This is a genomic window from Cupriavidus sp. MPR-AND1C (assembly GCF_058809705.1).
This window is the reverse complement of record NZ_JBXASU010000110.1, coordinates 1-21,779: the sequence shown is the minus strand read 5'-3', so window position 1 is coordinate 21,779 and position 21,779 is coordinate 1. Positions and strand designations below refer to the sequence as shown.

Below are 21,779 nucleotides of genomic sequence, written 5' to 3'. Positions count from 1 at the left end.
TCCGGCGCGCCTTCTTTGCCTACTTTCTTGGCAAGACAAGAAAGTAGGTCGCCGCCCCGCAGGGGTGGTGAAACTGCGGTTGAAGTTGCCTTTGACGTTGAAGTTAATCAGTTGCAGTTGCAGTTGCAACCCCACCCCCAATCCCACCCCCTCAAGAAGTCATAACAACCTGATTCCTCCCATTCCGCTTAGCCTGATAAAGCCCAGCATCAGCAATCTCCACAATCCGGCTAAAAGGCAAATCCGCACCAGGCACGATCGCCGTGCCCCCAATGCTGACAGTCACATGCTGCCCCACCAGCGACCCACTATGCGGCACCTGCAGGGACTCGATCGCGCGCCTGACCTTCTCGGCCAGCAGCCGCGCCCCGCCGGGCGTGGTGGACGGCAGGATCATGGCGAACTCCTCGCCGCCAAAGCGCGCCGGAAGGTCCGCCGGGCGCGCGCAGTTCTCGCGGATCACGGCGGCCACGCGGCGCAGCACCTCGTCCCCGGCCACATGGCCGTAGGTGTCGTTGTAAGCCTTGAACGAATCCACGTCGATCATCAGCAGCGCCAGCTGGCTTTGCTCGCGATTGGCGCGTTTCCATTCGGCCCCGAGGTACTCGTCGAAATAACGCCGGTTCGACAGCCCCGTCAGCCCGTCCGAGTTGGTCAGCCGCTGCAGCTCCAGGTTGGTCTCGAGCAACTGCTGCTGGCTCTGGCGCAGCGCGCGGTAGGCCTCGTCGCGCTGCTGCAGGTTGAGGTACGAGCGCGAGTGATAGCGGATGCGCGCGACCAGCTCGATGGTATCGGGCAGCTTGACCAGATAGTCGTTCGCGCCGGCGGCGAAGGCCGCGCTCTTCATGAGCGGGTCTTCCTTGGTGGAGAGCACGATGATGGGGATATCGCGCGTTGCCGGGTTGGCGCGGTAGCGGCGCACCAGCGTCAGGCCGTCGATGCCAGGCATCACCAGATCCTGCAGGATCACCGTGGGACGGGTGCGCTCGGCCACGGCGACGGCCTCATCAGGCTTGGCGCAATAGTGAAAATCGATATCGTGCTCGGGCTCCAGCTCGCGCCGTACCGCTTCGCCTACCATGGCCTGGTCGTCCACCAGCAGCACCATGGCCAGGTATTCATCCGGGCGCAGGGGCGCTCTAGGGGTTGTATCTTTAGACATTGTCTTCCTCGTGCTCTCCGACCTGGAGACGCTAACAGCATGATCCTGGCATGGCGGCGCGGGCGCGCGGGGCCAGGTTCGCATCGTTGCTCATGTTGTTAGCGCCTCGGTGCTACCCCTGGTTGTTGATGGCATTGCATGCCCGTACGATGCGGGCGGCGATCTGCTGCAAAGGCAGGATTTCGCTGGCGGCCCCGATGGCGGCGGCGGCCTTGGGCATCCCATAGACGGCACTGCTGGCCTGGTCCTGGGCAATGGTCAGGTAGCCGCGCTCGCGCATGGCCTTGAGGCCCAGCGCGCCGTCCCGGCCCATGCCGGTGAGCAGCACGCCCACCGCGTCACCGCGCCAGTGCTGCGCCACGGTCTCGAAAAACACATCGATCGAGGGCCGGTACAGGTAGTCGCTCGGCTCTTCGGTATAGACCATGCGCGAGGCGCTGACCAGGCGCAGGTGGTCGTTGCTGCCAGCCAGCAGCACGGTGCCCGGCTGCGGCCCCTCGCCCTCGCGGGCCAGGCGCACCGGCAACGCGCACTGCGCGTCCAGCCAGTCGGCCATGCCAGCCGCGAAAGCCTCGTCCACGTGCTGGACCGCGACCACGGCGGCGGTGAAGCCGGCCGGCAGGCCGCCCAGCACGGTAGCCAGCGCGGCCGGGCCGCCGGCCGACGCGCCCAGCGCGACAAGTCGCTCGGTGCCGGTCTTGCGCCTTGGTGCCGAGGCTGCGCGCGCGGGTCCGGCGCGGCCCTCCAGCAAGCGGCCGATATTGCGGATCTTGCGCAGCAGGGGGCCGCTTGCCAGTTGCGAATCCGGCTGGGTCAACGTGGGCGTATCCACCGCGTCGATGGCGCCTTGTCCCATGGCATCGAAGACCTGGGTGGCGTTGCGGCCAAGGTCCATGGTCACCACCACAATGGCGCATGGCGTGGCGGCCATGATGCGGCGGGTTGCCTCGACGCCATCCATCACCGGCATCATCAGGTCCATCAGGATCAGGTCGGGCGTGCGCGCGGCGGCCAGGCGCACGGCGCTCTCGCCATCCTCGGCCACCCATGTGACCTCCAGCGCGGGATCGAGGGCGATGACGCGCCGCAGGGCGACCACCGCCAGGTGGGAGTCGTTGACGATGCCGATCTTCATGCGCGTGCTTCTCCAATCAGGTCTTGCACCGCATCGAGCAACGCGGCGTCCTGGAAGCTGCCCTTGGCCAGATAATAGTCCGCGCCGGCCTGCAGGCCGCGCTGGCGATCCTGCTCCCGGTCCTTGTAGGAGACCACCATCACAGGCAGGTGCATCAGGCGGGACTCGCGCTTGATGCGGCTGACCAGCTCGATGCCGTCCATGCGCGGCATGTCGATGTCGGTGATGACCAGGTCGAAGGATTCCGCGCGCAGCACGTTCCAGGCATCCATGCCGTCCACCGCTACCGTCACGTCATAGCCGCGGTTGGACAGGAGCTTGCGCTCCAGCTCGCGCACCGTAAGCGAATCGTCCACCACCAGCACGCGCTTGCGCCGCACCGGGGCCGCCTCCGCTGCGCGCCGGATGCGGTCGATCTTGCCCTCCGAGAGCAGCTTCTCCACCGAGCGGACCATATCCTCCACGTCGAAGATGAGCACCGGCGTGCCATCCTCGGTGAGGCTGCCGGCGGCGATGTCCTTGATCTTGCCCAGGCTGGCCACCAGGGGCTGCACCACCAGGATGCGCTCGCCCAGCAGCCGGTCCACCGCCACGCCGTAGGTACGTTCGTGATCGCCCAGCACCACCACCGGCACGGTGTCCTCGTCGCGCCGGGTCTCCGCCTGCTGCAGGACCTGCGCCGCGCTCACCAGCCCGACCTGGCGCCCGCCAAAGCGGAAGTGCTGGCGGTTTTCCAGCTGCTCGATGCTGCCGCGATCCAGGTTGATGGCCTGCATGACATAGGCCAGAGGGAAGGCATAGGCCTCGCCGGACACCTCCACCAGCAAGGCGCGCACCACCGACAAGGTGAGCGGCAACTCCAGGTGGAACTGCATGCCGCGCCCGCTTTCCTGCGTCAGGCGAATGCTGCCGCGCACCTGGCGGATCATGTCCTGCACGGCGTCGAGCCCGACGCCGCGCCCGGACACCTCGCTGACGGTGTCGCGCATGCTGAAGCCGGGCAACAGCAGGAAGTCGAGCAGCTCGGCCTGCGACAGCCTGGCCACGGTTTCCTCGGGCACCAGCTTGCGCCGCACGATGGCGGCGCGTAGGGCGTCGAGGTCCACGCCCGCACCGTCGTCGGCAATCACGATCATCAGGCGGCCGGCGTTGTGGCGCGCGTTCAGCGTGATGCTGCCTTCGGCCGGCTTGCCGGCGGCGCGGCGCGCCTCGGGCAGCTCGATGCCGTGGTCCACCGCGTTGCGCAGCAGGTGCGCCAGCGGCGCTTCGAGCTGCTCCAGGATGTCGCGGTCGACCTTGGTGCTCTCGCCGACCAGTTCAAGGTGCACTGCCTTGCCCAGCGAGCGCCCCAGGTCGCGCACCATGCGCGAGTAGCCGGTGAGCCCGTCGGCGAGGGGCCGCATGCGGCTGGCCAGCGCCCGGTCGTAGAGCTGGTGCGAAAGCTGGCCGGTGCGGTGGTCGTACTGCTCCAGCTCCGTGACCCGTTGCGACAGTTGCTGGTGGCTCTCGCCCAGCAGGCGCTGTGCTTCTGCCAGCGCGGCGTGGGCGGCGGAATCGGCCGCGTTGGCCGCGCCGGCCGCGAGCGTTACCTGCAGGGCGTCGAGCGCCTGCAGCGCGCGCATCTGTATGCGCCGGGTTTGCTGCAGGGCGTTGCCGAAAGGCTTGAGCCAGTGCGTCTCCACCATCGCCGCGCCCGACAGCGCCAGCAACTGGTCCAGCGTATCGGCGCTGACGCGCAGCATGCGCTCCTGGGCCTGCGGCTCGCGGGGGGCTTCGCCGGGCGCGGACGTGGCTGGCGAAGCTGGCGTGGCAGATGCCGTGGTCGTGCCGGGGACCGTGTCGGCCGCCGTGCCATCGGGTGGCGCCGGGTGGATGGTCTCTGCCACCGTGGCTTCCGGCGCGCTCGCGGATGCGCTCCCGGGCGTTGCCGCCGCAGGGGCATGGCCCGTGGCCCAGGCGTCGGCGTCCACCTCCTCGCCGGCCAGCAGCGCGGCCATGCGCAGCACCAGCGCATCGACCTCGGCCTTGCCGTCCCGGTCGGCCCAGTCCAGATCACCGCCGGGCGGGCAGCCCAGCCGCAGCAGGAGGTCGGTGCCATGCAGCAGGGTGTCGATATGCACGGGCCGCAGCAGCAGCTCGCCGTGCTGGGCGGCCACCAGGCAGTCTTCCATCACGTGTGCCACGCGCACGCCGCCATCCAGGCCGACGATGCGCGCGGCACCCTTGAGCGAATGCGCGGCGCGCATGCACGCCTCGAGCTGCTCGGCCGCGGTGGGGTCGCGCTCCAGCGCGAGCAGGCCGGCGTTAAGGACTTCGGCCTGCGACTGCGCTTCCAGCGCGAACAGCTCGAGCAGCGAGGCGTCGCGCAACTGGTCGGGGTTCATGCCAGGCTCCGCTTCAAGGCTTGTTGCAGCAGGGCCGGGTCGAGCAAGCCCACCGTGCGTTGGCCGCTCGTCAGCAGCGCCCGGGTGTAATGCGCCGAGGCGCGTGACAAGGTGGTCGGCAATGGCTGCAGGTCGGCTTCGGCGATCCGTTCGATGCCGGTGACTTCATCCACAGGCAGCGCGATGGCGGTGCGGCCCTGGCCCAGCACCAGCAGCCGGGCGCCGTGCCCGGCGCTGCCTTTGGCGTTGGCGGCGGCGTTGGCGGCGGCGCCGGCGGCAGGGTCCTGCCCGAGCAACCGTGCCAGCGAGATGCATACCAGCAGATTGCCGCGCACGCTGGCCAGGCCCAGTACCGCGGCGTGGCGGCGGTGCGGCAGCGAGTGCACGGGGCAGGGCGCGGTGACCAGCGCCAGCGCGCCCGCGGGCAGCGCCAGCCATTCGTCGCCGATGCGAAACACCAGGCATGACATGGCGGGCCCGCGCGCGGTGGCATTGGCATGAACGGCGTGGCCGTCCGGCAGGCTGACTTCACCGGTGGGCAGGTTGTCGAGCAGCGTGAGCGCCGCGCGCGAATAGGTTGGGCAGTTGCGGCAATGGATGTGCTCGGCCAGCAGCGGACAGCTGCCATCGCCCAGCACGCCGATGCGGCGCCAGCAATCGTCGACGGCGACCGTAACAGTGCCCATGCCGGGCGGCTGGCCATGTGCGGCCAGGGGGTGCGATGCGGGCTCAGCCATGACGGGTCGGGGTCTTGCGCTGTGCGCGGTTTCTCAGGCGGGCCGAGGCCACGCTGTCACCTTCCGCTTCCAGGATGGCGGCCATATGGTAGAGCGCCTCCTGGTGGGCCGGGTCGAGGTAAAGCGCGCGGCGATAGGACTCGCGCGCGTCGGCGTGACGGCCGGTGGCGTCGTGGAGCACGCCCAGCAGGCAGTAGCCGGCAGCCGACGGACCTTGCGCGTCCAGGTGCGCCACGCAGGCGGTCACCGCGGCGGCCAGTTCGCCGCGATCGGCGAGCCGGGAGATTCGGGCCAGCGCCTCGGCGCCGGCCTTGGCCCGTTCGGCCGCGTTGCCGGTGGCGGGGGCGCCAGGCGCCGGTGCCGGGGGCGCTAGCACGCCGGTGGAACCCGCCTGGCCGCGCGCGGCCGGCGGCCTCGGGTGCAGTGGCGGCTGCGGCCACTGTCGTGGGGCGGCTGCCACCGGCGCACTCGGGTGCGCAGGGTAGCGCGGCATTGCCGGCGTGGCGCTGCCCGCCTGGTGCGCGCCGCGCCGGGTGAAGGCAAAGGCGAGCGGCACGCCCGCCGAGACAAAGCCGTGCCGCGTGAGCAGGCTGGCCTCGGCCGGGCCGACAAAGAGCGTGGCATCCTGCCGGCTAAGCCGTTCCAGCATCTTGAGCGAACGGCGCTGGGTCGGCGGATCGAAATAGATCAGGAGGTTGCGGCAGAACACAAAGTGGTAGGGCGGTTCATTGGCCATCAGCCCCGGGTCGAGCAGGTTGCCGCGCAGCAGCCGCACTTTGGCGCGCACGTTGGCCTTGAGCGCGTAGCCGCCCGCGCAGGGGGTGAAATGCCGGTCGCGGAAGTCCAGCGGGGCGCCCCGGAAGGCGTTGTTGCCGTATTGCCCGATGCGCGCGCGCTCCAGCGAGCGGGCGCTCACGTCCACGGCATCGACCTGGAAGCGTTGCTCCGGCACGCCGGCGTCCAGCAGCGCCATGACGATCGAGTAAGGCTCTTCGCCAGTCGAGCAGGGCACACTGAGGATGCGCAAGGGCGCGGCGCCGTCCGGCGCGCGATCACTGCCGAAGACCCGCATGGCGGCGAAGCGGCCGAGCGCCAGCAGCGCCTCGCGATGGCGGAAGAACCAGGTCTCGGGGACCACCACGGCTTCGATCAGCGACTGCAGTTCGTCCGGGTGCGAGTGCAGCAGGTTCCAGTACGCGTGGTGGTCGGACACCGCGGCCGCTGCCAGGCGCTCGCGCAACGCGCGCTCGATCATGCCGGGGCCGACGGTGGCGGCGTCCAGGCCAATGCGCTCCTTGAGCAGCGCTTCGATATGAGAGGCGGTGGTCATGGCCCTGGCGCGCGGGCGTCAGCCGCCGGCAGATCGGGGAATAGCCTTGCGTGCACGTCGTCAGGCAGCAGGGCATCGACCTTGATCCACTGCACCAGCCCTTGGCTACCGCTGCGCACGGGCCCCAGGTAGCGGGCCGGGGCGGCGTCCACGCCGCTGTCGATAAATTCGGCGGGCTCGCAGCGCAGCGTCTCGGTGGCGTACTCCAGCCGTAACCCGAGCAGGCGCGCGGGCGCCTCCGCGTGCCGGCGGTAATGCACTAATACGGTGCGTGTGCTGGTCCGGCTGGCGACCGGCATGCCGATGGCCAGCGCATTGATGTCAATGACCGGCACCACCTGGCCGCCCCGCGCCAGCAGCCCGCTGACCCAGGCCGGTGCCTCGGGCAGGTGCTTGAGCGTGGTCAGCGGCAGCACTTCGACGATCTCCTGCGCGTCCAGGGCGTAGTGGTCGGTCCCGATGCGAAAGAGCAGGAAGAGTTTCATGGAATGGCGTGGATGCCCGGGCCGCTCAAAGTGCGCTCAAACCTTGAAGCGCGACACGCCGGTGCGCAGGTCGTTGGCGACCAGCGTCAGCTCGTCGATCGCCTGGCTGGACTGGCGCAGGGATTCCACTGTCTGCTGGGCCGCCTCGGACAACTGCATCAAGGCCTGGTTGATCTGTTCCGCGCCGCCCGCCTGGGCTTGCATGCCCTCGTTGACCATCTGCACGCGCGGCGCCAGCGACTGCACCTGGCCGATGATCTGGGAGAGCTGGTCGCCCACCTGGGTCACCTCCGACATGCCGCGCCGCACTTCCTCCGAGAACTTGTCCATGCCCATCACGCCCGCGGCCACCGCTGACTGGATCTCGCGCACCATCTGCTCGATGTCGTAGGTGGCCACCGCGGTCTGGTCGGCCAGGCGGCGGATCTCGGTGGCGACCACCGAGAAGCCGCGCCCGTACTCGCCAGCCTTTTCGGCTTCGATGGCAGCGTTGAGCGACAGCAGGTTGGTCTGGTCCGCGACCTTGGCGATGGTGGTGACCACCTGGTTGATATTGCCCGCCTTCTCGTTCAGGGTGGCCAGCTTGGCGTTGACCGAGCCGGCGGCTTCCATCACATGGTGCATGGTGGCTTCCATGCGCGACAAGCTGGCCTGGCCGGTGCCGGCCAGGCCAGCGGTCTGCTCGGCGGCACCGGAGACTTCGGTCATGGTCCGGACCAGGTCGCGCGAGGTGGCGGAGATCTCGCGCGAGGTGGCGCCGATCTCGGTGGTGGTGGCCGCCGTTTCGGTGGCGGTGGCCTGCTGCTGGCGCGCGGTGGCGGCGATCTCGTTGACCGAGGTGGTGACCTGGATGGCCGAGCGCTGGGCCTGCCCGACCAGCGCGGTAAGGTCGCCGGTCATCTGGTTGAAACCCTGCTCGACTTCCAGGAACTCATCCTTGCGGTTCAGCGACAGGCGCTGGCGGAAGTCGCCGCCACGCATGTCGGCGAGCTGCCTGACGATCGAGCGCATCGGTACCGTAATGGAGCGGAACAGCAGGTAGCCGGCCACCAGCGACTCCAGAATGGCGGCGATCAGGGAGACCTCGATGCTGATCTTGGCCGTTTGCACCGCCTGGTTGATGCTGCTGGCGCCTTGCGCGGCCACTTTGTTGTTATCTTCCAACAGTTCTTGCACGGCCGTGCGGCCTTCGGTCCAGGCTGCGTGGATGGGTCCGCGCAGCTTGGTCTCGGCGGCGGAGGCCTCCGCGCTGGCCGCCGCGAACAGCGGCGCCGAGAGTTCGTCATAGTGCCGGCGCAGCTCACGGTACTTATCGAAGCGCTCGCGATCGTCGGCGCGCCGGATCGATTCGGCGTACTTTGCCTCCAGGCCATCCAGCCGCTTGAGCAGGGCCGAGTTGGCCTCGGCGTATTGCCGGCGCTCGGTGTCATTGGCCGCGGTCACGCTCTGCCAGGCCAGCACATAGGTCTCGCCCCAGGCGCCGCGCATCGCGGTGCTGTAGTAGAGTCCAGGGAGCGCATCGTCGCGCAGCGCATCCGCATTGGTCTGGATGGCCGACTGGCGGTCATAGGCGACCACCGCCGTGAGTAAAATCACCGCCAGGATGAAGGCAAAACTTGCCAGGATGCGCGTGCGGATGGTCCAGTGAGTCACGGTGCGGTTTCCCGTTGCTTATTCTTGTCGGAAGGCGGCCCATGGCCGGCCGGGCGCACCGGAAGCGGCGCGCGTACGCGGGCCGGGCGCGAGCGGCCGGTTTATAGCGGCGTAGGGTACTGTAAGGCCCCGGCCATTTCAATGGCGCCCGCCGAGCGGTAAGGGGATTCGGTGCGTCGCAACTTGTTGCCGCAACATATCGTTCAACTTGGCTTGATTTTTTCCTGGTTTTAGTCACACTTGCCAAATGGACAGATCGGACCGATGTCGATAATCACGAACAGGGCAGGCATGGTGGCCAGGTCAGAGGCGAAGGCCGGCGCCCCGCCAAACGCGGACATTGATTCGCTGACGGGCTTAGCGTCGCGCCAGGCATTCTTGAACACGCTGGAAGGCCGCCTGCGCACGGAGGCTTCCCCGCGCTGCGCGCTATTGCTGCTCGGCATCGACGATTTCCGCGCATTCAATGACATGCATGGCCATGCCGAGGGCGACGAGATCCTGCGCCGGGTGGCTCGCCGCCTGCGCGACGCCTCGCCGCGCGACGCCATCCTGGGGCGGATCGGCGGCGACGAGTTCGCCGTCTTGCTGCCGTCCATTGCCGATCCTACCCTGGTGCGCCACGTCAGCGCCGCCATCCTTTCGCTGCAGACCGAGCCCCACGAGTACGGCAACCGGCGCCACCACGTGCTGGCCAGCCTGGGCGCCTGCGTGATGCCTGCCGGCGGCGACAATGCCTCCGATGCCCTGGCGTCGGCCAGCCTGGCTCTGGGCCGGGCCAAGCGCGATGGCGGCCGCACCATCCGTTTTTTCAAGCCGCAGATGCGCACCGACGTGACGACCCGCCTGTCGCTGGTGCAAGCGCTGCGCGACGCCTACGCGCAGCGCCAGTTCGAGTTGCTGTACCAGCCCCAGATCGACCTGCGCGACGGCCGCGTGGTTGGCGCGGAGGCGCTGATGCGCTGGCGCCATCCCACCCAGGGCCTGCTGACGCCGGCCAGCTTCATCGATGCGCTGGCCGCCAGCAGCGTGGCGGCGGACGTCGGCGTCTGGCTGCTGCACACCGCCTGCGCCCAGGCGCGCATGTGGTCGCTCGGGTTTGCCGATGCACCGCGGGTGGCCATCAACCTGTTTGCCGCGCAGCTCAGCGAGAGCCGGCTGCTGACCGAAGTCCGTCACGTGCTGCGCGAGCTGGCACTGGCGCCGGAGCGGCTGGAGCTGGAGATCACCGAGACCATCGCCTTGCAGCAGGGCGACGAGTTCTCCGGGCAGCTGCAGACTCTGCGCCGCGACGGGGTGACCCTGACCTGCGACGATTTCGGCACCGGCTACGCCTCGCTCAGCTTCCTCAAGTCCTTCCCCGTGGACCGCATCAAGATCGACCAGTCGTTTATCCGCAATGTCACGCAGAACCCGGTTGACGCCGCCATCGTGCGCGCCATGGTGAACGTCGGTGGCAGCCTGGGCATCGGCGTGGTGGCCGAGGGCGTGGAAACCGTCGAGCAGCGGGATTTCCTTGCCGAGAATGGCTGCCATGAGGTACAGGGCTACCTGTATGGCCGGCCCATGTCCGCCGACAAGTTCACCGAGTTCCTGCAGCAGTCCGCCGCCCGCTAAGCCGGGCCGGCCGCGCCTTTCCCCTCTCGCGGGCGTGCGGCGCCGATGCGCAATTGTTTCCAGCTTTGTCCTGCATGCGCTGGCCCGCCGTGGTCCCCGCGCGGGCCGGAGGCCACGGCGGGCGGCGCGCAGCCGGATCGTGCCTTCCCGGCGCGGCTGCACGGGGGAAACAAGGGAAATATGTGCTTACAAAGTCAAGTGCGCCAGTCCGGCGGCCCGGCGTTATCGGAAGTATGGTGACAGCAGGGGCGGCAGGTGTTGGCCCGCGCGCCTATTTTGACCAAGAGGTATTCACATGTTCCCTGACCGCAAGCTTGGCCCGCGTGCGCGCTTCCTGTTCCTGGCCACTAGCCTCGTTTTGGTCACTTGGCAACTGCCGGCGCTGGCGCAATCCGCTGATCCCACCGGCCGCATTGCCACTGTGACCGATGCCGCTGGCAACCTGAGCTTTGCCCCCGCGGGGTCGGACGACTGGGCGCAGGCCGCGCTGAACCGGCCGATCACCACCGGGGACCGACTCTGGGTCGACAACGGCGGGCGGGCCGAGCTGCACGCCGGCTCCACGGCGATCCGGCTAGGCAGCGGCACCGCCGTGACCGTGCTCAATCTCGACGACAGCGCCACCCAGGTCAAGCTGACCCAGGGCACGCTGCAATTGCGCGTGCGCGCGCTGCCGCCCGACCAGCCGGTCGAGGTCGATACGCCCAACCTGGCCTTCGTGCCGCGCGAGCCGGGCGACTACCGGCTGGACGTAGCGCCTGACGGCAGCTCCACGGTCGTCACCATGCACCACGGCTCGGCCATGCTGTACGGCGACAACCGCTCGCTGGAAATGCGGCGCGGCGAGCAAGTGCGCTTCGGCGGCACCGACCTGGCCGAGGCCGGCCGCGCCGCCAACCCGCCCATGGACGGCTTCGATAGCTGGACCATGGCGCGCGACGCGCGGGAGGACCGCTCGCCGTCCGCCCGTTATGTGGCGCCGGAAATGACGGGCTATGCCGCGCTGGACGACTATGGCGACTGGCAGGAAGACCCTGGGTACGGCGCCGTATGGTTCCCGCGCGTGGTGGCGGCGGACTGGGCGCCCTATAGCGCCGGCCACTGGGCCTGGGTGGCGCCATGGGGATGGAGCTGGTGCGACGATGCGCCGTGGGGCTTCGCCCCGTCCCACTATGGGCGCTGGGCCCGCGTTGGCGACCGGTGGGGATGGATGCCAGGCCCAAGGGTGGGCCGCCCGGTCTACGCTCCCGCGCTGGTTGGTTTTATCGGCGGCGGTCCGGGCAGCGGCCCCGGCGTGGCCTGGTACCCGCTAGGCCCGCGCGAGGCATATCGCCCGGTCTATGGCGCCAGCCCGGCCTACATCACGCGCATCAACCATTTCACCGTCAACAATGAGGTGATCGAGAACCATATCCGGAACACCTATATCAACCGGACCGTGCCGGGCGCCATCACCGGCATGCCCGCGCGCGCCTTCGTGCAAGGCCAGCGCGTGCCGCCGGGCGCGCGCGGTATGGCATGGCGCAACCTGCCGCAGGGCGAGGCCAACGGCGCGCCGCCGCTGGCGCCCGTCAAGGCCAGCCTGATCGGCGCGGCGCCCGCGCGGCCGGCTCCGGCGGCAGTCATGCAGGGCTTTGCGCGGCCCGCCATTGCTGCACGCCCGCCCGGCCGCCCGGCCGACGATGAACTGGCCCAGCGCTTTGCCCGCGCTGGCGGCACCGTGCCCGGCGCCGGCCCGGCATGGCAGGGTGGGCGCAATGCCCGGGGTGGCGGCCAGGCCATGGCGCCTGCCCCGGTCCGGCTGAGCCAGGCGGCACCGGGATACCACGGGCGCAACGGGGCAGGCCAGATGCCCGGCGGGCCGGGGACACCGAACGGCGGGAATCCGGTAAATCCGGCAAATCAAGGCAATCCAGCCTTCGGGCCGCAGCGCGCGGAAGGCGGCGCCCGTGGGCCCGTGCCGCAAGGCCTGGTGGGTACCGACCATGGCGGGCAGCCGCCCGCGCAGGGCGGCGATCCGCGCACGCGCGGCTGGACTACGCGGCCGGAGCAGGCGCACGGCCAGCCGCCGCAAAATGGCCAGTCGGCCGCGCAACTCCAGCAGGCGCAGCAGATCCAGCAAGCCCAACAAGCCCAGCAGCTTCAGCAACGCCAGGCCGAGCAGCGCGGCATGGTGCAGCAGAACGGCCGGACCCTGCAAACCGACCCGCAAGCCATGGCCCGCCAGCAGCAGGAGATGCAGCGCCAGCAGCAAGAGCGGCAGATGGGGGACCAGCAGCGGGCGCAGCAAGCGCTGCAACAGCAGCAGGAGATGCAGCGCCAGCAGCAGCAAAGACAGATGGGGGACCAGCAGCGGGCGCAGCAAGCGCTGCAACAGCAGCAGGAGATGCAGCGTCAGCAGCAGCAAAGACAGGCTGGCGACCAGCAGCGGGCGCAGCAGGCGATACAGCAACAGCAGGCCATGCAGCGTCAGCAGCAGGACTTGCAGCGTCAGCAGCAAGAGCAGCAGCGCCGCCAGCAGGACATGCAGCGCCAGCAACAGGAGCAGCAACGCCAGCAGGAGCAGCAGCGCCAGCAACAGGTCATGCAGCGCCAGCAGCAAGAACAGCAGCGCCAGCAGCAGGAGCAGCAACGCCAGCAGGAGCAGCAGCGCCAGCAACAGGTCATGCAGCGCCAGCAGCAAGAACAGCAGCGTCAGCAGCAGGAGCAGCAACGCCAGCAGCAGCAACAGCGCCAGCAGCAGGAACAACAGCGCCAGCAGCAGGAACAGCAGCGCCGGCAGCAGGAGTTGCAGCGCCAGCAACAGCACGCCGCGCAGCCACAGTCAGCTCAGCACGTGGCGATGCAGCAGCAACCGCGTGCCCAAGGCCAGGCAGACAATGCGCAAGAGCACGGGCATGAGATTCACTGAGCCGGCTCAGGCGGCCGGCGCCCGATCCGGGCGTCGGCCGCGTGGCCGGCCTTGCCGGCTTACTTAGCCAGTTCCGACAGGCGCACCGGTGCGATCTTGCCGTTCTGCACCCAGCCCACCACGGTGTCGGCAACGGTGCCGCCCTTGGCGTCGATGCTCTCGATCTCGTTGGGGTTGGCATCCTTGGCCAGCGTCTTCACCGCCTCCGGCATCCTGGCCCGGATCGCGGCCACATCGCTGGTGGTGCCGGCCAGTTTCATGGCGCCAGCCAGCGCGTAGACCATGGTGTAGTTGAGCGACATCTCGGTGGTGGCATCGCGCCCGTCATGCAGCTTCTTGTATTTGCTGTTGTAGGTTTGCGCGGCCGGGCGGGCATCGTTGGCCAGCGGCATCACGCCGATGGCGCCTTCAAGCATGGCCAGGCCATTGGTGACCTTGGCCATTTCATCCAGCTTTGCCTGGTCCATCACGATGAAGCCGCCCTTGAAGCCCAGCTCGCGCGCCTGCTTGACCACCAGTGCGGTCGGCTCGGACGGGCCGCCGACAAACATCACGTCGGGCTTGTCGGCCAGCACGCGTGACACGCCGCTGTAGAAGTCGGTGGCCTTGGTGTAGGACATCGGGTTGTTGGCCACCACCTTGCCGCCCGCGCCTTCCCAGGCCGGCACAAACGCCTGCACCCAGGCCTTGGCGTAATCGTGGTCGGCCGGGGCCAGCGCTACGTTCTTGCCATAGCGCTTCATCTGCGCCTTGATGAAGGGATCGATATAGCCGGTGTAGGACGGCGGGATGCGGATGGTCAGCTTGTTACCGGTGTCCGTGATGCGCGGCACGCTGGAGTAGGCCATCACCAGGAATTTCTCCTGTTCGTTGAACGCCTGCAGTGCAAAGATGCCGCCCGAATGCGGCACGAACACGGCGGGCGTCTTGTACTGCTGCACCAGGCGGCGCGCATTGATGGCGGCCTCGGCGGGCGCGTACTTGTCGTCCAGCGACACCACTTCCAGCTTCACCTTCTTGCCCTTGACCTCAAGGCCCGAGGTGTTGATCTCGTCCACGGCCATCTGGATGCCGGACAGCACGTTCTTGCCATACAGCGCGGCCCCGCCCGACAGCGGGCCGGTATAGCCCAGCTTGACGACTTCCTGCGCAAAGGCGGTGCCGGAGGCCATCAGCGCGGCCACGGCGGTGGCGGCTAGCGGGAAGAGGCGGCGGATCTTTTTGGTTTGCATTTGGCTGTCTCCTGATGTGGTTGTATTGGAACGGCTGAACTTCGAAGTCAAAGACAAAGTCAACGTCAAAAGCTTAAAGTCAAAGGCGGTTTCACCCCCCCTGCGGGAGGGCGACCTACTTTCTTGTCTTGCCAAGAAAGTAGGCAAAGAAGCGCGCCGGATGGGGCGACCCCCCCTCGTGATCCGGCGTAAAGAGCGGCCGGGACCCAAACTCGCATCGCCTTAAGGCGATACTCAAACATGGGTCCCTCTTTTCCGCTCTTTACGCCGGATCACGAGGCGCCCCATACGGCCTGGTACACCTGCACGGCTCGCTTCGCTTCGCGTGAAGGGTGGCCCGTTTGGGCCACGAAAGCCGCCGGGCTCTATCCGCCGATGTATGCCTTCCGGATTCCTTCATCCTTTAGCAACGCGTCGCGGTCGCCTTGCATCACGATGCGGCCGCTCTCGATCACATACGCGCGGTGGGCGATGCCCAGCGCCGCGTAGGCGTTCTGCTCGGCCAGCAGAACCGTGGTGCCCGCGCGGTTGATGCGCTGGATCACCTCGAACATCTGCTTGACCACCAGTGGCGCCAGGCCCAGCGATGGCTCGTCGAGCAGCAGCGTGCGCGGGCGCCCCATCAGCGCGCGGCCGAGCGCCACCATCTGCTGCTGTCCGCCGGACAGCGAGCCGGCCGGATCGTCCTTTTTCTGCCGCAGGATCGGGAACATCTCGAAGACGTCTTCCAGCGAGCGCTTGATGCCGGCGGAGTCGCGGCGGTGCACGTAGGCGCCCAGCGTCAGGTTCTTCTGCACGCTCATGGCGGGGAACAGCTTGCGTCCCTCAGGGCAGTGCACCAGCCCCGCCTGCACGATCTGCGAGGGCTTCATGCCGGCCAGCTCGCGGCCGTCAAAGCGCATGCTGCCGCCGCTGGTGCGGTGGATGCCGCTGAGCGCCATGAAGATCGAGCTCTTGCCGGCCCCGTTGGCGCCCAGCAGCACCACCAGCTCGCCGGCCGCGGCGTTCAGCGTGATGTTGTCGAGCGCGCGAAAGCTCCCGTACGAAAGCGAAACGCGTTCAAGCTGCAACATGGTCGGCTCCCAGATAGGCTTCGATGACCTGCGGGTCTTGCTGGATCTGCGCGGGCGACCCTTCGGCGATCTTCTCGCCGTGGTTCAGCACCATGATCTTGTCGGCCAGCCGCATGATCATGTCCATCTTGTGTTCGATCAGGCAGACCGTCTTGCCGTGGCGGACCATCTTGCGGATCAGCTCGGCCAGGCCCACGGTCTCCTCGGGGTTCACGCCACCCGCGGGCTCGTCGAGCAGCAGCAGTTCGGCATCGGTGGCCAGCGCCAGCGCAAAGGCCACGCGCTTGCGCTCTTCCTGCGTGATGTCCGCCGCCACTTCATGCGCGAGGTGCGCCAGGCCCACGAAGTCGAGCGCCTCCTCGGCCTTGGCGCGGCACAGCCGTTCTTCCTCGCGCAGCCGGCGCGTATTGAAGATCACGTCGGCCAGCCCCGCTTGCGTGCGCAGCCGGTGGCCCACGATCAGGTTGTCCAGCACGGTGGCGCGGTCGAACAGGTGCGTGGCCTGGAAGGTGCGGGCCACGCCGAGCCGGGCGATCTGGTCGGCGCGCAGGCCGGCCACGTTGCGGCCCTTGAGCAGGATCTGCCCGGAGGTCGGCGCATGGGTGCCGGCGATCAGGTTGAAGAAGGTGGTCTTGCCCGCGCCGTTGGGGCCGATGATGGCATTGATATGGCCCGTCTCGAATGTGATCGAGACATCGTGCACGGCGCTCAGGCCGCCGAATTTCCTGGTCAGGTTGCGGATCTCAAGCATGGTCGGCCCCTGCGTTCGCAGCGTTTGCATTCGGGTTGCCGGCGACGGGCGTGCCCGCCGGGTGCGCGCGGCTTGTGCCGCCGCGGCGTGCGGCCGCGGCGCGGCGTGCCTGGCGCTTGGCCCACGAGCCCACGATGCCGTCCGGCACGAAAATGATCAGCAGCACCAGCACCGGCCCGAACACCAGCATGCGGTAGTCCTGCAGGAACTGCAGCGTCTGCGTGACCCACGGCACCAGCACCGCGCCCAGCAGCGGCCCCAGCAGCGTGCCGGTGCCGCCCACCAGCATCGCCATCACCATCTCGAAGGTCAGGTCGGTGCGCGCGATGTCCGGCCCGAGAAAACGCACCTGGCCCGCGTACAGCGCGCCGGCAAAGCCGGCGTAGCCCACCGACAGCACGAACGACAGCACCTTGGTGCGCATCAGGTTGATGCCGAGGGCCTCCGCCAGCGCGTCGCTGTTGCGCACCGCCATGAAGCTGCGGCCCAGCAGCGAAGTGACGATGCGGTGCATCAGGAAGGTGCCTGCCACCAGGAAGAACAGCACGAGGTAGTACTGTGCCTGCACGTTGTCGAACGCGAGCGGGCCCACCGAGGCCGGCACCGGAATGCCGATCAGGCCCACGGTGCCGTGCGTCAGGCTTTCCCACTTCTCGATCAGCAGATAGATGATGTAGCCGATGCACAGCGTGAAGATCGAGAAGTAATGGCCTTTGAGCCGCAGCGATACCACGCCGACGAAGTAGCCCACCATCATGCACACCACGCCGGACAGCACGAACGCCGCCCAGAATGGCACCTGGTGATCCACCGTGAGAATGCCCAGCGTGTAGGCGCCGATGGCCATGAAGCCGCCGTGCGCCAGGTTGAGCTGGCCGGTATAGCCGGTGATCAGGTTCAGCCCCAGCGTGGCGATGGCGTAGATGAAGGCCAGCGTCATCACCGTCAGGTAGTAGCTGTTGGGCGTGACCAGCGGGAACGCGATGGCCAGCGCCAGCAACAGGGCCCAGCCGGTCTTGCCTTGTAGTGTCTTTGTCATGGTGCGCTCCTTATGCGGCCTTGCCGGCAAACAGGCCTTGGGGCCGGATCGACAGGATGAGCACCAGCAGCGCAAAGGCGATGATGTCCTTGTAGTCCGTCGAGACGTAGAAGCCGCCGAAGCTCTCGGCCATGCCGATGATCAGCCCGCCCACGATGGCGCCGGGAATGCTGCCCATGCCGCCAAGGATGATGATGACGAAGGCCTTGGTGATGACCAGGTTGCCCATGCTCGGGTAGACCAGGTTGATCGGCGCGTAGAGCGTGGCGGCGATGGCGGCGAGCGCGCCGGAGATGGCAAACACCAGCAGCGTGACACGCGTGGCGTCGATGCCAACCAGCGCCGCGCCCTCGCGGTTCTGCGCCATCGCCACGATGGTGGAGCCGGTCACGGTGCGGGTGAGGAACAGGTGCAGCAGCACCATCAGCCCGAAGGCGGCGGCGATGATCAGCAGCCGTTGCGCCGGTGCGCTCAGGCCCATCACTTCCACCATCTGGCCGTAAGGCGTGGGCATGCGATGGAAGTCGGCGCCCCACATTGCCTGCGCGCCGGCTTCGAGGAACAGCATGATGCCGATGGCGGCGATCATGTCGTGAAGCTCCGGCGCGTTGCGCAGCGGATGGAACACCAGCCGGTCGGCCAGCATCGACAGCACCGCCACCGCGATGGCGGCGGCGCCCATCGCCAGCCAGTAGTTCATGCCCAGCGACGTCATCAAGTAGTACGAGACGTAGGCGCCTGCCATGTAGAAGGCGCCATGCGCGAAATTGGGCACGTGCAGGATGCCGTAGACCAGCGTCAGGCCCAACGCCACCAGGCTATATACGCCGCCCAGCGTCAGGCCGTTGAGGACTTGTTGAAGAAACAATGTCACGGGCTTACCTCATGCGACTTTTCGAATCACGAACGAAGGCACGCAAGCCGCGCCGCGGGCTGCGTGGAAATGGCGGCGCCGCGCAGAAAACACTACGAGGGCCACTTGGTCATGCGGGGCGAGAGTCAGCCGCGGGGCGGTGCGGCCTGGTGAGGTGCGTGATGCATGCGTGGTCTCCTGTGCGATGCGGAATGGCCTGCCGTGCAGGCCCCGGGTGCGGTGTCGTCGTGTACCGTGAAGCGCTACGCATGTCTGCGTAGGTATGTTCCAGCACGATCGTTCGTTTTCATTGACTGTTGCATACGGCCTGAGGCACAGTCAAGAAATACGGAATAGTCTTCCGCACAGCGAAATAGCCGGCTTACCTCCGGCCCGCCATCTCCAAAGGCGGCCACAGGTCTGCTTCCCGCACCCAGTAGCCAAGCGTTATCGCCACGTATGAAGCGCACCTCGTCGATCCCGCTCTCGCCTGCCTCCCCAGCTTCCTTGCCCGGCGGCGCGCATGCCGCAGCCGCGCGCGCCGCAGATGCGCCGCACGACGGCAGGGAACCGGACATCGATCGTGACGACCGCAATTTTGTCACCGCGCTGGCGCGTGGGCTGGACCTGCTGCGCGCCTTCGGCCCGCACGACGATTACCTTGGCAATGCGGAACTGGCGCGGCGCGCCGGCATCCCGCGTCCCACGGTTTCACGCCTGACCTACACGCTCACCAGCCTGGGCTACCTGATCTACTCCGCGTCGCTGGAGAAGTACCGGCTCGGTCAGGGCGCGATGGTGCTCGGCCAGCGTTACCTCGCCGGCTCGGGCATCCGCGAGATCGCGCAACCGCTGATGCAGTCATTGGCGTTCGCCACCGATTGCACGGTGGCGCTTGCCACATCGGACCGCCACGAAATGGTGTATCTGGAAGTCTGCCAGCCGCGCGGCGCGCTGGTGATGCGGCTGGCGCCCGGCTCGCGCCTGCCCACCGCCACCTCCGCCATCGGGCGCGCGTGGTTGTCCGGGCTGGCGCCGCAGCGGCGCGCCGCCGTGCTGGCCGACCTGGAGGGCCACTACGGCGCGCGCTGGCCCGCGATCCGCATCAAGCTCGAACGCGCGCTGCGCGACTACGCCAAGCGCGGCTTCTGCCTGGCCCACGCGGAGTGGGACCGCACGGTCAGCGGCGCGGCTGCGCCCGTGGTGCTAGAAGGCGGCGCGGAAGTGCTGGCCATCAATATCGGCGGCGCGGCCACGCGGCTGACGCCGGAAATCCTCGACGGCAATCTCGGCCCGCGCATCCGCGAACTGGCCGAAGTGCTGCAGAGCCGTCTATGGCAGGGGCGCGGATAGCAGCGCCATGCGCGCCATCGATGCCATCGCCACGTATCGCTTTCTCACGGCCCCCGGGGCCACACATCTAGCTGGCAATACAGACATAGCAAACAAAGGAGACAAGGATGGAGATTCGCAACAAGACCGTCGTGGTGACGGGTGCCGCCACCGGCATCGGGCGCGCGCTGGCGCTGGCGTTTGCCGCCGGGGGCGCGCGCGGCGTGGCCGTGGCCGACCTGGACGGCAAGGGCGCGCAGGCGGTAGCCGAGGAAGTGGCCAAGGCCAGCCCGGACTGCCAGGTGTTCGCGCAGCAAACCGACGTGGCCGATGCGGCCGCCGTGCAGGCGCTGGCCGATGCGGCCACGCAACGCTTTGGCCAGATCGATGTGTTCTGCTCAAACGCCGGCATCATCCTGCGCAAGGGCCTGGATGCCAGCGCCGAGGAATGGCAGCGCATCTGGGAGATCAACGTCATGGCCCACATCCACGCCTCGCGCGCGGTGCTGCCGCAGATGCTGGCGCGCGGCGATGGCTATTTCGTCAACACCGTATCGGCCGCCGGCCTGCTGTCGCAGATCGGCTCGGCGCCTTACGCCGTGACCAAGCACGCCGCCATCGGCTTCGCCGAGTGGCTGTCGATCACCTACGGCGATCGCGGCATCAAGGTCAGCTGCATCTGCCCGCAGGGCGTGCAGACGCGCATGCTGTTCGGCGAGGATGGCGAGCGCAAGGGCTTCCTGCAGGCCGGCTCGGTCACGCCCGAGCACGTGGCGCAGGTCACGCTGGAAGGCGTGAAGGACGAGCGCTTCCTGATCCTGCCGCATCCCGAAGTGCTCGAGTATTACCAGCGCAAAGGGCAGGATTACGATCGTTGGCTAAAGGGAATGCGCCGGCTGCACGATAAAGTGATGGCGGAGTTCGGCGGCACGGTAGTGTAAGCGTGGCGTGAAACCCCGCGCGACAGTCAGTTGAGTCACCGCTGCCGGCGGACAGGCGCAAGGCTTGGCCCCTTCGCCCCTTGGCGCCGGCAGCATGCAAGATCAGTCCGACACCAGAACAAAACCGATCATCGGGAGACACACCATGCGTTGCAAACCTTTCGCAGCTGCCGTCCTGGCCGCCTGCGCCGCCTTCGCCGTGCCCTCGGCCCATGCCGACACCTATCCTTCCAAGCCCATCCGGATGGTGGTGGGCTTTCCCAGCGGCGGCGCGCCTGACATCCTGGCGCGCATCTTCTCCGAAAAAATCTCACCCTCGTGGGGCCAGCCCGTGGTGGTGGACAACAAGCCCGGCGCAGGCGGCAACATTGGCGCCGAGGCCGTCGCGCATGCCGCGCCGGATGGCTACACGCTGGCGCTGGGCACGGTCGGCACGCACTCCATCAACGGCGCGCTCTACAGCAAGATGCCGTACGACATGGTCAAGGATTTCACCCCGGTGATCCTGGTCGCCACCACGCCCAACGTGCTGGTGGTCAACCCTTCCGTGCCGGCCAGGAACGTGGCGGAGCTGATCGCGCTGGCCAAGGCCAAGCCGGGCGCCCTGACGTTCGGCACGCCGGGCATCGGCACCTCGCCGCACGTGGCGGGCGAGATGTTCAACGCCCTGGCCGGGGTCAAGCTCACCCACGTGCCCTACAAGGGCCGCGCCATGGCCATTCCCGATCTTCTCGGCGGCCATATCAGCATGATGTTCGACAACCTGCCGTCGGCGCTGCCGGTGATCAAGGAGGGCAAGGTACGGGCCCTTGGCGTGACCAGCGCGAAACGCTCGCATTCGGCCCCGGATATTCCCACGCTGGCAGAGCAGGGGCTGCCCGGGTTTGACGCGGACTCGTGGTTTGCGATCTTTGCACCGGCGAATACGCCCAAGGATGTGATCGCCAAGCTGAACACCGAGCTCAACCGGATCTACCAGCTTCCCGATGTGCAAGCCAAGCTCAAGACCCTGGGGCTGGATCCTGTTCTTGGTGCGCCCGAGAAGTTGGCGGGTTATCAGAAGGTCGAGATTGCCAAGTGGGCGAAGGTGGTGAGGGATTCGGGGGCCAAGGCGGAGTAAACGGGGGGGGCTTTTGGGACCCAA

Annotated in this window: 17 protein-coding genes; 5 read left to right on the top strand and 12 right to left on the bottom strand. The window is 67.9% G+C overall.

Going from position 1 to position 21,779, the window contains the following annotated elements; genetic code table 11:
• Nucleotides 1-151: 151 nt before the first annotated feature.
• From AC1RWI_RS33790 to AC1RWI_RS33760, 7 genes are all read right to left on the bottom strand, one after another.
• Nucleotides 152-1,162 carry a response regulator gene (locus AC1RWI_RS33790; protein ID WP_052495181.1) on the bottom strand — a complete coding sequence of 337 codons (1,011 nt, stop codon included), beginning with the start codon at nucleotides 1,160-1,162 and terminating at the stop codon, nucleotides 152-154.
• Between the two features lie 112 nt (nucleotides 1,163-1,274).
• The gene (locus AC1RWI_RS33785; RefSeq protein WP_492870489.1) at nucleotides 1,275-2,297 is read right to left on the bottom strand and encodes a chemotaxis response regulator protein-glutamate methylesterase; all 1,023 of its coding nucleotides are present in this window, start codon (nucleotides 2,295-2,297) and stop codon (nucleotides 1,275-1,277) included.
• Nucleotides 2,294-4,681: a hybrid sensor histidine kinase/response regulator gene (locus AC1RWI_RS33780; RefSeq protein WP_492870488.1), complete on the bottom strand. Its 2,388-nt coding sequence runs from the start codon at nucleotides 4,679-4,681 to the stop codon at nucleotides 2,294-2,296. The genes AC1RWI_RS33785 and AC1RWI_RS33780 overlap by 4 nt, the downstream gene beginning before the upstream one ends.
• Complete coding sequence (locus AC1RWI_RS33775) at nucleotides 4,678-5,418, bottom strand: chemotaxis protein CheW (RefSeq protein ID WP_492870487.1); 741 nt, start codon at nucleotides 5,416-5,418, stop codon at nucleotides 4,678-4,680. The genes AC1RWI_RS33780 and AC1RWI_RS33775 overlap by 4 nt, the downstream gene beginning before the upstream one ends.
• Nucleotides 5,411-6,748 (bottom strand): CheR family methyltransferase, encoded by a 1,338-nt coding sequence (locus AC1RWI_RS33770; protein WP_492870486.1) that lies wholly within the window; start codon nucleotides 6,746-6,748, stop codon nucleotides 5,411-5,413. The genes AC1RWI_RS33775 and AC1RWI_RS33770 overlap by 8 nt, the downstream gene beginning before the upstream one ends.
• Entirely contained in the window at nucleotides 6,745-7,233 is a 489-nt protein-coding gene (locus tag AC1RWI_RS33765) for a chemotaxis protein CheW (RefSeq protein ID WP_043356703.1), read from the bottom strand. Before AC1RWI_RS33765 ends, AC1RWI_RS33770 begins: the two co-directional genes overlap by 4 nt.
• A gap of 36 nt (nucleotides 7,234-7,269) precedes the next feature.
• Nucleotides 7,270-8,886 (bottom strand): methyl-accepting chemotaxis protein, encoded by a 1,617-nt coding sequence (locus AC1RWI_RS33760; protein WP_492870485.1) that lies wholly within the window; start codon nucleotides 8,884-8,886, stop codon nucleotides 7,270-7,272.
• Nucleotides 8,887-9,177: 291 nt separating this feature from the next.
• On the opposite strand from AC1RWI_RS33760, the gene AC1RWI_RS33755 reads away from it, so the two are divergent.
• Both AC1RWI_RS33755 and AC1RWI_RS33750 read left to right on the top strand, forming a co-directional pair.
• Complete coding sequence (locus AC1RWI_RS33755) at nucleotides 9,178-10,503, top strand: putative bifunctional diguanylate cyclase/phosphodiesterase (protein ID WP_043356699.1); 1,326 nt, start codon at nucleotides 9,178-9,180, stop codon at nucleotides 10,501-10,503.
• A 295-nt stretch (nucleotides 10,504-10,798) separates the two neighbouring features.
• Entirely contained in the window at nucleotides 10,799-13,414 is a 2,616-nt protein-coding gene (locus tag AC1RWI_RS33750) for a DUF6600 domain-containing protein (protein WP_492870484.1), read from the top strand.
• A 59-nt stretch (nucleotides 13,415-13,473) separates the two neighbouring features.
• Here the strand turns inward: AC1RWI_RS33750 and AC1RWI_RS33745 are convergent, their stop codons facing one another.
• The 5 genes from AC1RWI_RS33745 to AC1RWI_RS33725 form a co-directional block, all read right to left on the bottom strand.
• The gene (locus AC1RWI_RS33745; protein ID WP_492870483.1) at nucleotides 13,474-14,646 is read right to left on the bottom strand and encodes an ABC transporter substrate-binding protein; all 1,173 of its coding nucleotides are present in this window, start codon (nucleotides 14,644-14,646) and stop codon (nucleotides 13,474-13,476) included.
• Between the two features lie 365 nt (nucleotides 14,647-15,011).
• Nucleotides 15,012-15,719 (bottom strand): ABC transporter ATP-binding protein, encoded by a 708-nt coding sequence (locus AC1RWI_RS33740; protein WP_492870482.1) that lies wholly within the window; start codon nucleotides 15,717-15,719, stop codon nucleotides 15,012-15,014.
• Complete coding sequence (locus tag AC1RWI_RS33735; RefSeq protein WP_043356692.1) at nucleotides 15,706-16,470, bottom strand: ABC transporter ATP-binding protein; 765 nt, start codon at nucleotides 16,468-16,470, stop codon at nucleotides 15,706-15,708. Before AC1RWI_RS33735 ends, AC1RWI_RS33740 begins: the two co-directional genes overlap by 14 nt.
• Nucleotides 16,463-17,509, bottom strand: a complete 1,047-nt coding sequence (locus AC1RWI_RS33730; protein WP_043356690.1) for a branched-chain amino acid ABC transporter permease — start codon at nucleotides 17,507-17,509, stop codon at nucleotides 16,463-16,465. The genes AC1RWI_RS33735 and AC1RWI_RS33730 overlap by 8 nt, the downstream gene beginning before the upstream one ends.
• A gap of 10 nt (nucleotides 17,510-17,519) precedes the next feature.
• Entirely contained in the window at nucleotides 17,520-18,383 is an 864-nt protein-coding gene (locus tag AC1RWI_RS33725) for a branched-chain amino acid ABC transporter permease (protein ID WP_043356688.1), read from the bottom strand.
• A gap of 438 nt (nucleotides 18,384-18,821) precedes the next feature.
• Between AC1RWI_RS33725 and AC1RWI_RS33720 the strand changes: the two genes are divergently transcribed.
• From AC1RWI_RS33720 to AC1RWI_RS33710, 3 genes are all read left to right on the top strand, one after another.
• Entirely contained in the window at nucleotides 18,822-19,715 is an 894-nt protein-coding gene (locus AC1RWI_RS33720; RefSeq protein ID WP_043356686.1) for an IclR family transcriptional regulator, read from the top strand.
• Between the two features lie 107 nt (nucleotides 19,716-19,822).
• Entirely contained in the window at nucleotides 19,823-20,635 is an 813-nt protein-coding gene (locus tag AC1RWI_RS33715) for an SDR family NAD(P)-dependent oxidoreductase (protein WP_043356685.1), read from the top strand.
• Nucleotides 20,636-20,780: 145 nt separating this feature from the next.
• Nucleotides 20,781-21,755: a Bug family tripartite tricarboxylate transporter substrate binding protein gene (locus tag AC1RWI_RS33710; RefSeq protein ID WP_492870481.1), complete on the top strand. Its 975-nt coding sequence runs from the start codon at nucleotides 20,781-20,783 to the stop codon at nucleotides 21,753-21,755.
• Nucleotides 21,756-21,779: the final 24 nt, after the last annotated feature.